The sequence below is a fragment of the [Chlorobium] sp. 445 genome (assembly GCA_002763895.1).
GTDB lineage: Bacteria > Bacteroidota > Chlorobiia > Chlorobiales > Thermochlorobacteraceae > Thermochlorobacter.
In genome coordinates, this window is record NSLH01000002.1 from 137,303 (window position 1) to 150,713 (window position 13,411).

The 13,411-nt window shown below is 47.3% G+C and carries 12 protein-coding genes and 2 pseudogenes; 11 read left to right on the plus strand and 3 right to left on the minus strand.

Going from position 1 to position 13,411, the window contains the following annotated elements; all coding sequences use genetic code 11:
- Window positions 1-277 precede the first annotated feature (277 nt).
- Window positions 278-2,500 carry a hypothetical protein gene (locus CMR00_01800; protein ID PIO49095.1) on the plus strand — a complete coding sequence of 741 codons (2,223 nt, stop codon included), beginning with the start codon at window positions 278-280 and terminating at the stop codon, window positions 2,498-2,500.
- A 57-nt stretch (window positions 2,501-2,557) separates the two neighbouring features.
- Here CMR00_01800 and CMR00_01805 read toward each other — a convergent pair whose 3' ends face one another.
- Window positions 2,558-3,559, minus strand: coding sequence for a methyltransferase (locus CMR00_01805; protein PIO49096.1), 1,002 nt, complete (start codon window positions 3,557-3,559; stop codon window positions 2,558-2,560).
- A 326-nt stretch (window positions 3,560-3,885) separates the two neighbouring features.
- Here CMR00_01805 and CMR00_01810 point away from each other — a divergent pair, with 326 nt between their 5' ends.
- The 6 genes and pseudogenes from CMR00_01810 (at window position 3,886) to CMR00_01835 (ending at window position 8,523) form a co-directional block, all read left to right on the plus strand.
- Window positions 3,886-4,962, plus strand: a complete 1,077-nt coding sequence (locus CMR00_01810; protein PIO49097.1) for a class 1 fructose-bisphosphatase — start codon at window positions 3,886-3,888, stop codon at window positions 4,960-4,962.
- 120 nt (window positions 4,963-5,082) lie between these two features.
- On the plus strand, window positions 5,083-5,535 hold the full coding sequence (locus CMR00_01815) for a 50S ribosomal protein L13 (GenBank protein ID PIO49098.1): 453 nt from the start codon (window positions 5,083-5,085) through the stop codon (window positions 5,533-5,535).
- 6 nt (window positions 5,536-5,541) lie between these two features.
- Entirely contained in the window at window positions 5,542-5,931 is a 390-nt protein-coding gene (locus tag CMR00_01820) for a 30S ribosomal protein S9 (protein ID PIO49099.1), read from the plus strand.
- A 150-nt stretch (window positions 5,932-6,081) separates the two neighbouring features.
- A pseudogene (gene rpsB / locus CMR00_01825) lies at window positions 6,082-6,809 on the plus strand (30S ribosomal protein S2).
- A 60-nt stretch (window positions 6,810-6,869) separates the two neighbouring features.
- Window positions 6,870-7,735, plus strand: a pseudogene (locus CMR00_01830) (elongation factor Ts).
- 74 nt (window positions 7,736-7,809) lie between these two features.
- Window positions 7,810-8,523 (plus strand): UMP kinase, encoded by a 714-nt coding sequence (locus CMR00_01835; protein PIO49100.1) that lies wholly within the window; start codon window positions 7,810-7,812, stop codon window positions 8,521-8,523.
- Window positions 8,524-8,533: 10 nt separating this feature from the next.
- Here CMR00_01835 and CMR00_01840 read toward each other — a convergent pair whose 3' ends face one another.
- Entirely contained in the window at window positions 8,534-8,713 is a 180-nt protein-coding gene (locus tag CMR00_01840) for a hypothetical protein (protein ID PIO49101.1), read from the minus strand.
- A 25-nt stretch (window positions 8,714-8,738) separates the two neighbouring features.
- On the opposite strand from CMR00_01840, the gene CMR00_01845 reads away from it, so the two are divergent.
- The 4 genes from CMR00_01845 (at window position 8,739) to CMR00_01860 (ending at window position 13,062) form a co-directional block, all read left to right on the plus strand.
- Window positions 8,739-10,403 carry a hypothetical protein gene (locus CMR00_01845; GenBank protein ID PIO49102.1) on the plus strand — a complete coding sequence of 555 codons (1,665 nt, stop codon included), beginning with the start codon at window positions 8,739-8,741 and terminating at the stop codon, window positions 10,401-10,403.
- A 2-nt stretch (window positions 10,404-10,405) separates the two neighbouring features.
- On the plus strand, window positions 10,406-11,722 hold the full coding sequence (locus CMR00_01850) for a hypothetical protein (GenBank protein ID PIO49103.1): 1,317 nt from the start codon (window positions 10,406-10,408) through the stop codon (window positions 11,720-11,722).
- A 168-nt stretch (window positions 11,723-11,890) separates the two neighbouring features.
- Window positions 11,891-12,082: a hypothetical protein gene (locus CMR00_01855; protein PIO49104.1), complete on the plus strand. Its 192-nt coding sequence runs from the start codon at window positions 11,891-11,893 to the stop codon at window positions 12,080-12,082.
- 119 nt (window positions 12,083-12,201) lie between these two features.
- Window positions 12,202-13,062: an alpha/beta hydrolase gene (locus CMR00_01860; GenBank protein PIO49105.1), complete on the plus strand. Its 861-nt coding sequence runs from the start codon at window positions 12,202-12,204 to the stop codon at window positions 13,060-13,062.
- A gap of 19 nt (window positions 13,063-13,081) precedes the next feature.
- Here the strand turns inward: CMR00_01860 and CMR00_01865 are convergent.
- On the minus strand, window positions 13,082-13,411 hold a 330-nt coding region (locus tag CMR00_01865; GenBank protein PIO49106.1), incomplete at its 5' end, for a hypothetical protein.

The window sequence follows — 13,411 nt, forward strand, 5'->3', positions numbered from 1 at the left end:
GCATAATATTCAAGATTCAAGGGCATAAGAAAGGCGCAAGCGTGCAGCGTCGGTCGTGCAGAGTATCTAAAACGATTTTTTTAGAAAAATCAGTTGAAGGGAGCGCAACGCTAAAAATTTTGCGTTTGCTCTCTATATTAGTGAAGCAAGGCAAGGTCAAAAACTAAACTGCACGGAAGAAAATGCAACTATGTGAGGAGCTTAGAAGGTGAGAGATGACGTGTCGAGATGCGGATGACCTCTACTGCTTCGTACTGCCGTAGCAATTTCTAAACCGATGATGCAAGTTCGACTTTGGGCTGTCTGGTTCTCAATCTGCTGCATGCCGCTTTCAGTCTATGGACAAGTGAGCGTAGACAATGCCATGAGTATGTCCGTAGGTGGCGCCGGGTCAGCTTACTTTGGTGCTATGCCCGGGATGGATCTCAATCCGGCGCGCCTTGCTGCATTTGAATTTCATGAACGTCGGTTTAGTTTCTCCATTCTACCATTAGGACTTTTTCTGCAAAACAACGCCTTTAACCTTGATCATTACAACCGTTTCTTAGGGCGTGAGAGCCGCAATGTGCCTGAACCACGCACAACAACCTTCTGGACGAGCCAAGACAAGACTGCAATTTTGGCGCTTGTGCCAGAGGTGTGGCGAGCAAGTGTTGGCTCAAGTGTTCAACTCTTTGGTGTGGCATTTAATGTCTCAGAGCAAGTCGGAGCATTTGGGTTTGCCATTCGTGATCACATTGGAACGCGCTTTGCCGTTACAAAATCTTATCTGGATTTGGCGCTTAATGGGAACACGAATCTGCTAGGTCAACCAATTGAATCGCGTGGAAGCAATGCTCGCGCCTGGTGGCACCGCGAGTTTGCGCTCTCCTACGCACGCAAATTTGACCTGCCAGAATCTATTCCTTTCAAAGACTTTTACGCAGGGCTAGCTCTCAAATATGTGCAGTCATTTGTATTTGCACATCTGGATAATCAGACCACGCTGTTTAGCTCGCAAACGGGCGACAGTCTTGCAGGGCGATTGAGTTATCAACTGCAAACAGCGGCACCCGATAGAATTCCACCGTTTCTTACACCTGATGTGGTAGGCAGCGGATTTGCTGCTGATTTGGGTCTGTCCGCTGAGATATCACGCGGCGTAACCTTAGGACTGTCCGTGATGAATCTTGGCGGACTCTCATTCGGCGGTTCCACAGCGTGGCAGCGTCTTGCCGATACGACCGTGAGTTTTACAGGCTTCACCGATCCCTTCGATGATCAAACAACCCAGCGTGAAGTCGATAGCCTACGCAAAGCCATTGAACAAACACTGCCCAGCACATTGCCTTTTGGTGCAGCATTACCGTCGGTTATACGCTTAGGTGCTGCGGTAAATCTCAAAGCGTTTGCCGATGTACCTGTGGTAATGATGCTGGATTGGGTACAGGGTGTCAATGCCAATTTTGGCAATACCACAACGCCATTGATTGCACTTGGCGCAGAGTGGCGCGGTGTGCCTAATCTACCTGTGCGTGCTGGATTGCGCTTTGGTGGCGATGAAGCGGTAGCGCTTGCACTTGGGTTATCTTTCGATACACCTGAAGCCACGTTCGATATCGGCACACGCGATGTGTTGAGCTTCTTTTCGATAAATTCAGCACGTCAACTCTCTGCGAGCATAGGCTTTCGTTTCCGTTTCCTCAAGCCCTTGGAACAGCTGCCGCCTGAAAAACTCTACGCACCTGTTATCGCCCGCGAACCTCTGCCAGTCATCGAAATCTTGACGGCGCGTAATGTCATTGAGCAAGGTGATTCTACAATGCTTATCTGGACAACCCTCGATGCGGAACAAGTGAGCATTGAACCAGATTTAGGTGAAGTCCCACCTAAAGGCACGCGTGTCATTAAGCCAAGTTACACGACAACCTACACGCTCACGGCAAGGAATCGCTATGGCGAACTCATCGGTGCAGCACATGTGCGCGTTGAGCCAAAACGTGAAATTCCACCGCCGCCACCAGAGCCACTTAGCAAAGTGGGCGACAAAATTGCCATACGCATTAACTACGAACTAAACAAGTATCGAATCCTACCAACAGAGCGCGCAAAATTGGATACACTAATCGGATTGCTTAAAACCAAAGCGCGCGAGAAGTTCATCGTGGAAATTTCAGGGCATACGGACAACACAGGTAAAAGGTTAAAACCAAAGCAGCCAAAAGAACCCGAAGAGAAATTCCTCAAGCGCAAAGCTGCGCATGAGAGAGTACGCAAAAAGTATAACCTCTGGCTCTCACTCAAACGTGCTGAGGCAGTCAAAACTTATCTTGTAAAAAGCGGCATTGATGCCAGACGACTTACCGTGCGCGGCGCAGGTGAAGAAGAACCTGTGGCATCAAACGATACTGATGAGGGACGCGCGCAAAATCGCCGCATGGAAGCAAAGGTGATCGGTGAACTTTTCACGGACTTTGAGCCTCAAGCTAAGCCCGAGAAAAAAGCACGCAAAAAGAAGTAAATCCTATTCAACTGAACACTTGGCTTGAGGCAGAAGTAGAACTGTATCAAGCAGGTGCTATGCTTTTCTCATCTCTTGCACTGCAAGGCTCTCTAAATGTACCACCTTGCCCTGCTCAGTCTGCATAGACACGAGTGTATCAGCTTCGCCTTTTTTTATTTGCCGATAGACTTGAGGAAAATGGCGCTGGCTCAAGTGGTATTCAGCGACGCCTTGCTCGGTGCAGGCAAGCACAGCGGCATAGCCTTTGTAGAGGCGCGTGCCGCCAATCAAGCGTGAAGACAAGCGTGGCAAAAGAGGAATGGCGCGTTTATCCAGAACAAGGTAAGAGAGAGGCAACTGAGAAAGATCAATGCCTATACGCGCTTTGAACTCTGACCAGCGCTTTTCAGTGAAAGCCGCTTGTGGTACATGTGCAAAATGATGACACCAGTGCGGCGCATTTTCCTCTGCAAGTAGCCCACAGCGACCTTGATGTGTGCAAGGTGCCACAACATGAAAGTCTGAACGCAACTGCTCTCGCACGTCTATCAATTTGCGACTAGTATGATATTCGCCCGACTCAACCCAAAGAATTGCCGCGGCAGCCCGAAGGCGTTGCAACAGTGCATCTAAATCCTGCGGGCTGAGTTCTGTGATGATGTGACTGAGCAAGACCACGCCTTGAAACGCTGTATCGTTGAAAGGCAACAAAGAGATATGAGGGAACACTTCACGATGTTTTTGCTCGGCAAACTTCACTGCAAGTGCAGAGCGGTCGTAGAGCGTAAGTCGAACATCAGGCAAAGCAAATGCGCGCAGAAATGTGCGTGAGGCAATCCCCGTGCCGCAGCCCCAGTCGAGCACTGCAGAAGTCGGCGGTTGCCAGCGCAGGCGATGGAGTTGCAAAAGTACATATTGCCATTTCCAAGCAATACGCTCAGCAAACGTTTGATCGTAGAGTTCAAGCAAACGCAAGCTCTCCCAGTAGTCCTGCTTGCTAGCAGAACCTTCCAAGAAGCGCTTGCGCAAAGCACGAAGCTGTTGCCATTCATGAAAGAGAATTGTTGCGTCTGACAAGGCAGAATGAAGTTTTTGTCAAGTTTAGCCACATTCTATGTGCTATGAGCAAAACATAGCTTTCTCAAAAATAACTTGCCAGCACCAATACCCATGTCTTCATCTCTGATAATTCAACTAACACTTTGGGAGAGAGTAAAAACGCATGCTTGAACATGATGCCGTGATGCAGCAAAAAGTAGCACACAACGCTCATGCGATGGTGCTTGCTATGGCCGAATCAACTTTCGACCAGAATGAGATGAGATGCATTTGCGCTTGACGGTGAAATGCTTAATTTGTAAAGCGAAAGTACAACAAATAAATTCGTAGCAGGAGATTGAACTATGGCGGAGTTAATCACGATTGAGCGTCATATTCTTGAGCAGCAGCGCAAATTTCCCAGCGCAAGCGGCGAACTCACCCAATTACTTTCTGATGTAACGTTTGCAGCAAAACTTGTACGGCGAGAAGTCATTCGTGCAGGATTGGTCGATATTCTTGGCTCGGCAGGCAAGCAAAATGTGCAAGGTGAAGAAGTCAAGAAATTAGATCAATTTGCAAATGAAAAGTTTATTCAGGCGATCGGTCATCATGGACGTTTTGCAGTAATGGCATCTGAAGAAAACGAGGATATTATCATTCCCCCGATGGAATCGTCAGGAAAATATGTGCTGATCTTTGATCCGCTTGATGGCTCTTCGAACATTGATGCAAATGTCAGTGTCGGCACAATTTTTTCTATCTACAAGCGCAAATCCCCGGTAGGTACACCGGCAACGGTTCAAGATTGCTTGCAGAAAGGCGTAGAGCAAGTTGCAGCAGGCTATGTGATTTATGGCTCATCGGTGATGCTGGTCTACACAACAGGGCAAGGTGTTCACGGCTTTACCTTAGACCCAACAATTGGCGAATTTTTGCTCTCGCATCCAAACATCACTATACCCAAGCGTGGTAAGATTTATTCCATCAATGAAGGCTACTACCGCTATTTCTTTGATGGTATCAAAAAATACATCAAGTATTTGCAGCACGAAGATAAAGCAACCAATCGTCCGTACTCTGGGCGATACATCGGCTCGCTTGTAGCAGATTTCCACCGCAATTTGCTCTATGGAGGTATCTTCATCTATCCACGCACCAAGAAAGCGCCAGAAGGCAAATTGCGTTTGCTCTATGAAGCCAATCCATTGGCATTTGTGTGTGAACAGGCTGGTGGCAGAGCGACGGATGGCTACAAGCGCATTTTGGATATTGTGCCTGAAAAACTGCATCAACGCACACCGCTTTTCATTGGCAGCGAAGAAGATGTCAAAATCGCAGAAGAATTTGAGCAGGGCTTGCGTGAAGTAGAGCACGATACCGAACTAATCCCGAGTATGCTTGCAGAAGTCTCGCGTGCTGAATCGACACTCTTGCGCTAAGAAGGTCGCAAAAAATCTCAAAATTGTTTGGCTTTTTGGGCGTAAACCCCTATTTTTGCGGGCTCTATTTGTAACAAAAGCGGTGCTCAAGACCAAAACGAGCCAAAAATAGGCTAAAAAATGAAGATTGATACGCAGAGTTTTCGCACTTACTCAGCAAAGCCGCTCGAAGTGGCGCGCAAGTGGTATATCGTCGATGCAGAAGGCAAAACACTCGGTCGACTGGTAAGCAAAATTGCGACGATCTTGCGTGGTAAGCACAAGCCGCAGTTTACGCCGCATGTGGACACAGGCGACTTTGTGATTGTAGTCAATGCAGCAAAAGTCAAATTGACGGGCGCAAAACCACAGAAAAAGATGTATTACCACAACACGCTCTATCCGGGCGGTGCACGCTGGGAAAAATTTGCAGACATCTTGCAAAAGAAACCTGAGCGCATTATTGAAGAGGCGGTGTGGGGCATGTTGCCAAAAGGCAACCTCGGGCGACAAATCTACAAGAAACTCAAAGTCTATGCAGGCCCAGAACACCCACACGCTGCACAAAAACCTGAAAAACTCGAACTTGCCTAACGCAATATGTCAGAACTGATTTCTACAGTTGGACGACGCAAAACCGCGGTTGCGCGGGCTTTTATGAAAGTCGGTAGTGGAAAAGTGCTTGTCAACGATCGTCCTATTGAAAATTACTTCACAGTGGAAGAGCAGCGTAACGATGCGCTAAAGCCGCTTACGCTAACAGATAATGTCGGCAAGTTTGATATTCAGGTGAATGTCAAAGGTGGAGGAATTAGCGGGCAAGTGGGTGCAGTGCGTCTGGCAATTGCACGCGCACTGGTAGAATACGATGAGAACCTCAAGCCCATTCTGCGAAAAGAGAACTTGATGACACGCGACGCCAGAATGGTTGAACGCAAAAAGTATGGTCGCCGCAAAGCGCGCCGCCGCTTCCAGTTCTCAAAACGTTAAAGCCTTCGTGCTGTCTAAGCTTTGCAGTCAAATGTTTTAATCATGCATACCTTGTCTGAAGTATAGACTTCAAAAATCGAGCGGGAGTGTCCGAATGGATTCCCTCGATAGTGGCAAGGTAGAGGTTTAACTAAGCTAAATCGATAAACTATGCCTAGACTTCAAATCGAAGATTTGCTTAAAGCCGGGGCCCACTTCGGACACCTGACGCGCCGTTGGAATCCAAAGATGAAGCCATACATCTTCATGGAAAAAAACGGCATTCATATTCTAGATCTCAAAAAAACCGTGCAAATGGCGGAAGATGCACTCAATGCGATTGAAGCCATTGCAGGTACGGGCAAAGACATTCTCTTTGTCGGTACAAAAAACAAGCTAAGGCGATTATTGCTGAACAAGCAGAACGCTGCGGCATGCCGTATGTATCAGAGCGTTGGCTGGGTGGAATGCTGACAAACTTTGCAACCATTCGCCAAAGCATTCGTCGCCTTAACGCTATTGAGCGAATGGAAAGTGATGGCACATTTGATATTATCACCAAGAAAGAGCGTTTGATGCTGACGCGTGAAAAAGAAAAACTGCTCAAGGTCTTGGGTGGCATTTCCGAGATGACACGCCTTCCCGCCGCTCTCTATGTCGTCGATGTCAAAAAGGAACACATTGCCGTCAAGGAAGCAAATCTGCTCAGCATCCCCGTGTTTGCAATGGTCGATACCAATTGCGACCCTGAGCCAATTACGCATGTGATTCCAGCAAACGATGATTCAATTCGGTCCATTGAGCTGATTACAACCGCTGTCGCTGATGCGATTATCAATGCGACGACGGCACAAAAAGAAGAAGATGCCGAAGAAGTGGCTGAAGAAAAAGAAAGTTAATCTCTAAAAGAACCGTGAAGCCCTCACGGTTCTTGCATATGTGATAACTCCAAAAAAATTATGGCAGAAATTTCAGCAAAGTTAGTCAAAGACCTGCGCGACAAGACAGGGGCAGGCATGTCCGATTGCAAGAAAGCGCTCGAAGCCACTAATGGTGATATGGAAGATGCAATCAAATGGCTACGAGAGCGTGGTGCAGCAGCAGCGGCAAAACGTGCTGATCGTGAAGCCAAAGAAGGTATTATTGCAGTTGCACAAACTGAAAACAAATCTGCTGCAGCCATTGTCGAAGTCAACTGCGAAACAGACTTTGTGGCACGCAGCGAAGGCTTTGTCGCATTTGCTAATGAAGTGGCACAGCTGGCACTCAAACATCGTGCAAAGACTCTCAGTGAACTGTTGGAACTGACGATGGGCGGTGACTTTAATGTAAGTGTTGCAAAAGCCGCTGAAATTATGGTCGGTAAAGTCGGCGAAAAAGTCGAGGTCAGTCGAATGGCACTCGTTGAGGCACCAGATGGCATCGTCGTTGCCTACACACACCCCGGTGCAAAGTTAGCTTCACTGGTCTATCTGACTGGCTTAAATGGCAAAGATGACCCAATTGCAAAAGATATTGCTATGCAAGTAGCAGCGGCGGCACCTGTGGCACTGGAGCGCAGTAGCGTGCCAAAAGAACTTATTGAAAAAGAAGCTGAAATCTACCGTCAACAAGCGCTTAATGAAAAAAACCGGTCGCCGTCGTAGAAAAAATTGTAGCCGGGCGAATCGAGAAAATGTATCAAGATGTAGCGCTGTTGGAACAGCCGTTTATCAAGGACAATAGCAAGACCGTTACCGAAATTCTCAAAGAAGCCTCTGAGCGACTGCATACAACGCTATCAGTAAAGCAGTTTGTACGCTTCCAACTCGGAGAAAGAGGATAGCAAAAAAGTCTCGCTGATGCGAGACTTTTTTATTTCATCGCAACCTTCTGGCAACAGAATAACTAACCCGAACTATGTCGGCATTGAAATACAAGCGAATTCTGCTCAAGCTCAGTGGCGAATCACTAATGGGCGATAAGGGCTACGGCATTGATGGAGAGGTGCTCGATAAATTTGCAACAGAGATTGTGGAAGTGCATGAATTAGGTGTCGAAGTAGCAATTGTCATTGGTGGCGGCAATATCTTTCGCGGGCTATCTAAAGCTGCTGAGCACATGGATAGAGTGCAAGCGGACCAAATGGGGATGCTGGCAACAGTGATAAATGCGCTTGCGTTGCAAGATGCGCTTGAGCGTAAAGGTGTCTTTACACGATTGCAAACGGCTATCAAGATGGAGCAAATTGCCGAACCTTTTATCCGTCGCCGTGCTATCCGACATTTGGAAAAGCGGCGCGTCGTGATCTTCGGTGCAGGCACAGGCAATCCCTACTTTACAACAGATACTGCAGCTGCACTGCGAGCTATTGAAATTGAAGCCGACGTGATTATCAAAGGCACGCGCGTCAATGGCATCTACGATGAAGACCCTGAAAAAAATCCTGCCGCGCAGTTCTTCCAGAAAATCACTTACCTTGATGTCTTGAAAAAAAATCTGCGCGTCATGGACCTCACGGCAATTACACTCTGCCAAGAAAATATGCTCCCTATTGTCGTGATGAATATGAATGTAGAAGGCAATCTCAAGCGCCTCTTAATTGGCGAAGAAGTGGGAAGCTTGGTGAACTAAGCAGCGCGCGTCAAACGACAAAAAAAATCACGACGCCGACGCCTGCAATCACAACACTGAAGCCTAAGAAACTTAGCCAAGTGAGTTTTGCAGCCCAGTGTTCCCATTCCGTTTGCTGGCGATACTTAAGGCTCCCGAAAACAGCACCCGTCGCACCAACAAGGAAAAGCGCAAGTGATAGAAACTTCATATCTTGAACAGTTCAAAATGGTATAATGTTGGCTTGCAACATAATGAAAGTTCTTAAAAACGCTAAGCCGCGCTGCACGCTTATCTCTGCTTATTGGTTTGCTTTGCTCATACAGCTGGGCATTGTAATCTATCAGCCTGTGTTGTATGCGCAACTTCCAGACAGCCGTTTTTCAGGACAGAGCCGACTGATGGTGCCAGATACCCTGCTGCTGTTTGAGAGTATGCGCCCGGCATCTGCCCCTGTAGGGATATCGCAACAACTTGCCCCACCAAACTATACCCTCAGCGCAGGTGATGGTGTCTTCATTGGTATCACCTCACAAACTTACACATCATATCAGTTGACCGTTACACCTGAAGGTAAACTCATTATTCCGCGGGTGGGTGAAGTGCTCGCGCTACATTTAACCTTGCCTGAACTCAGAGAGCGATTAGCAACGATGCTAAGTAAAACGTATCGCCGCGCTGAAGTGAGTGTCGCACTGCTAAGTTTGCGCTCATTCGAAGTTGAAGTGTTAGGCGAGACACTCTATCCAACAAAGGTAAAAGTCAGTGCCGCCGAACGGGTCTCTGATGCCATCGCAAAAAGCAATGTGGTGCTGAAAACAGCTTCACTGCGACAAATCAAACTCAAACGTGCTTATCCCGATACAACCCTAAGCCTAGACCTCTTGACCTACTACAGACTTCTTGATGCACGCGAGAATCTCTATCTCAAAGAAGGTGATGTAATTTTCCTGACGCGTCGAACCGATTCAGTAACCATTTCGGGAGAGGTGAAATACCCGGGCAGTTATGAGTTTCTCCCAAGTGATTCGCTGTACCAATTGCTCAGTTTTGCCGGTGGTCTCTTAGAGAGTGCATACTTGGATTCCGTAGAAATCATCCGATTTACGGAAGACAAACTCTCGCGCAAAAGTCTTTATGTGAGTCTACGCGGATTTCCGCAGTCAGCAAATGTCCCCTTGCAGCGTGGCGATGTCGTGGTCGTGCGGCGTATTCCAAAGATTTTCCCTGAGGAGATGGTCGAGGTGCGTGGTGAGGTCAAGTTCCCCGGCATTTATCGCATTGAACCAAAGAAAACGCGGTTGTACGATATTATTCAAACTGCAGGCGGTTTTACAGATAAAGCATCACTGGAAGAGGCGGTGCTGATTCGCCCGTCTGCAAGCCGCTCCTTTGATCCACGAAGCTTTACGAGCGATAGTTCTGAAGATATCGATGCACAGTATCTCAAAGCGAAGCTACGCGAGCGTCAGGGCAGAATGTCGGTCAACTTCAAAACATTGATGCAAGGTAAAGCAGAATCTGAAAATGTACTGTTAGAACCGGATGATATCATTGAAGTTCCAAAGTTTCGCAATTACATTAATGTTATCGGGCGCGTCATTGAACCAGGCAATATCGAGTATCAAAGCGGTTTAAGCGTGCGCGAATACATTCGCTTGGCAGGCGGATTCGGCAAACAGGCTGATGAAGGACGCGTTGTTGTCATTAAACCCAATACAGGCGATGTGCTTGAAGTAAGCAAAGTTGAGCAGTTAGAGCCGGGCGATACCATTCTCGTTCCCGAACTGCCACGCAAGCCGTGGCTACAATCAGCATGGGAGATTTTTAGAGACGGCATTGTCGTCATCGGCAGTATTGCTACAACCGTATTGGTGATTTTAAGCATTGTGCGAGGCTAGTCATGAGCACGGAAGATCTCAAAAGCAATGGCGCAGTATGGCAAAAGCCAACGCTGCTGCGTCATTACATTGAACTTATTTTGGAGCATCTCGGCTTTATTGTGAAATTCACACTGGCAGCAATAATTATCGTGCTCGTTACGCTCTTTTTAATGCCGCGTACATATGCTGCAAAAACTGTATTGATGCCGCCCGAAGACCCCAACAAACAAAATGCACTCTTGCAAGCCATTGGTAATTTAGGTCTTGCCTCACTCAGCACAGCAAATGCTACAAATATGACGGAAATTTTGGTCGAAGTGCTTAAAAGCCGCACAGTAGCAGAAAGTCTGATTGTAGAGCAACGCTTGGAAGAGATTTTCCTAAGTGAAGAAGAACGCAAACAGAACGAAGCAGAGAAGTTGGAAAAATTGCGTACAGCACTTGCCGAAGCCACTCGCATCACAGCAAGCAAACAAGGTTTTATCACGATTGAAGTTCGGCTTGCAACACCCATGTTGTCATTCAGAGAAGCAGACGACGACAGCGCAAAAGTGCAAGCGGCACGAATCGCGAATGCTTATGCACAGATTCTCGATAGAACAAACCGAAAACTGGCTAACGCAAAATCACTCTACAATGCGGAGTATTTCAGTGCGCAATTGCAGATTGCAAAAGCCGAACTCGATAGCGCATACTCAAATTTGGAAGCGTTCCAAAAGTCTAACAAAGCGGTAGCCATGACAGAACAAATGAAATTGCAATTAGAGACACTCTCTAAGCTCAAAGCCATGATGATAAGCGAAGAAATTAACTTGGATGTACTCTTGCGCGATAGGCAACCAAACGACCTTCTGGTCATAGAATCCAAAAATCGTCTGTCTGAAATGCAGCGCAAGTACAACGAAATGCTTTCGGGCAAGTCGGACAAGTATGTGCTAAGTTTTGAGCAAATGCCGGCTTTGGCGCGCGAGTATGCCAACTATTACCGTGAAGTAAAAATCAGCGAAGAAGTCTATGCGCTGCTAAAACAACTCTACTACAAAGAACGCTTGCAAGGCTACCGCAACACACCAACGGTGATTGTGCTCGATGAAGCACGTGCACCAACCCGGCGCGTGAGTCCAAAACGAGTAGAAACCTTGCTGCTGACAGTGCCGCTTGCATTCATCGTTGCAATGCTGATTGTCTTTATGCGAAACTTTCTGCAGCGCACACGTGAAGAAGAAGCTTACGCCAGATTGTGGTTGCTCTGGGAGCGCCAGCTTGCACCACTTTCGAGGCGTTGGACAAAGCAGGCAAGGCTGAAAACAGAAGCAAAATCGTTGTCAGGGAAATAGAGACAAAATGAGCATAAGACAGAACGAAAGAATGAACTAAGATAGCAGACTGTTAGTGTAGTATCATGTCATGCTTTGGCGTAAGGTGCTGAAGCGATGCAAATGTGCAAATTCACATAGAGCAGTAGAGTACTTACAGTTTCATCAACTTAAACCGCTTGCACGACAATGAATTTCTTTCGCAGCACTTGGCAGGAAGCCTCTTTTATGGAGAAAGTGGCAATGGTAGGTTCGCTCATCTACTTCTTTCTTCCGATTGATATCGTTCCTGAGCTCTTGTTTGGTGTCTTAGGCATTGGCGATGACATTGCCGCGCTCGTACTTTTTTTAGCACCGTGCTTCGCATTCGTAATCGCATGAGCGAAAAAGAACGCCAAAAAACTTTGCCAACGTTCAGAGAAGCGATTGACTAATAAGGACAGCAAGCGGTGCAGTGCAGCACATCCAATCTGCATTGAACTGCACCATCCGAAAAAGCAATGCAAGGTAACTTTTTAGACTGGACATACGCGGAAGAAGCGCATGCACACTTTCGCTTTCTTGCGTTAGGCAAACCCTCATCGCAGACACCACTGCTTTTCGTGCACGGCTATGGCGCTATGATTGAGCATTGGCGGCATAACTTGCACTTCTTTGCCGCACATCGTCAAGTGTTTGCCATAGATCTCTTGGGCTTTGGTGAATCCGAAAAACCTAATGCGCCCTACGGATTGCCACTCTGGGCAGAACAAATCCGATTTTTCTTACATCACCAGAAACTCGAAAAGGTCGTGCTGATTGGGCATTCAATGGGCGGTGCGACAAGTCTGTGGTTTGCGCATCATCATCCAGAGCAGGTTGAGTCGCTGGTGCTCGTCGATGCATCGGGTATCTTCCCTGATGAAATCAACCCGTTAGAAAGATTGCTATATCGTGCGGTGGGTAGCCCGCTGATTGGCGAAGCAATGTTTGGACTGTTCGCAAATGCGTTTGGCGCCCGTCAAAGTTTAGTGCCTACCTATTACGATGTCTCAAAAGTAACGGATGAACTCGTCGAGCAGTTTGCAAAACCGTTGCGCTCCTCGGGCGCCATGTATGCCTATCTTGCCCCCTCTCGCTATCCTGAACGTTTCATGCTCAATACCTTGCCGCGTCCATGTCATTTCAAAGGCAAAACGCTGATTGTCTGGGGACGATACGATATGGCATTCCCGCCCGAAAAAATTCTTCCAAAGTTTAAGGAGATTTTGCCACAAGCTGAAGAAGTGATCATTGAAAACACGCGACACTGCCCACACGATGAAGAGCCACAGGCTTTCAACACCGCTCTTGCAAATTTTCTCTCAATTGCACACGACTAAGATGCATAATCTGAGACCGTCATGCAGTCAAAGTAGGCTGACTTAATGCACGCCGAACTTGGTCAATCAAGTGCGCTTTCTGCGTGAGAATGTCTTTGCCGATAAAAATTAAATCATAGCCTTCCGCGCTGCGCTCATAATCTTCAATGGTGTATCGACCAAATGCATAGTTAAGAATGAAAGCCTGCGCTTGATCCGACAAGCTAATCACACCTTTAAGTCGCCAGAGGTTTGGCGGCAAACTTTCCAAGGCAGATTGCAACTGAGTAAGTTCAAATTTGCCTTGACCTTTGTAGCGAAAGGTCTGAATGTGGTCATGTTCTAAGTGGTCATGCTTTGAGTGGTCATG

Coding starts and splice junctions, on each gene's coding strand:
- CMR00_01800 (PIO49095.1), top strand. CDS start 278: ATGATGCAAGTTCGACTTTGGGCTGTCTGGTTCTCAATCTGCTGCATG.
- CMR00_01810 (PIO49097.1), top strand. CDS start 3,886: ATGGCGGAGTTAATCACGATTGAGCGTCATATTCTTGAGCAGCAGCGC.
- CMR00_01840 (PIO49101.1), bottom strand. CDS start 8,713: ATGAAGTTTCTATCACTTGCGCTTTTCCTTGTTGGTGCGACGGGTGCT.
- CMR00_01850 (PIO49103.1), top strand. CDS start 10,406: ATGAGCACGGAAGATCTCAAAAGCAATGGCGCAGTATGGCAAAAGCCA.
- CMR00_01855 (PIO49104.1), top strand. CDS start 11,891: ATGAATTTCTTTCGCAGCACTTGGCAGGAAGCCTCTTTTATGGAGAAA.
- CMR00_01835 (PIO49100.1), top strand. CDS start 7,810: ATGTCGGCATTGAAATACAAGCGAATTCTGCTCAAGCTCAGTGGCGAA.
- CMR00_01845 (PIO49102.1), top strand. CDS start 8,739: ATGTTGGCTTGCAACATAATGAAAGTTCTTAAAAACGCTAAGCCGCGC.
- CMR00_01815 (PIO49098.1), top strand. CDS start 5,083: ATGAAGATTGATACGCAGAGTTTTCGCACTTACTCAGCAAAGCCGCTC.
- CMR00_01820 (PIO49099.1), top strand. CDS start 5,542: ATGTCAGAACTGATTTCTACAGTTGGACGACGCAAAACCGCGGTTGCG.
- CMR00_01860 (PIO49105.1), top strand. CDS start 12,202: ATGCAAGGTAACTTTTTAGACTGGACATACGCGGAAGAAGCGCATGCA.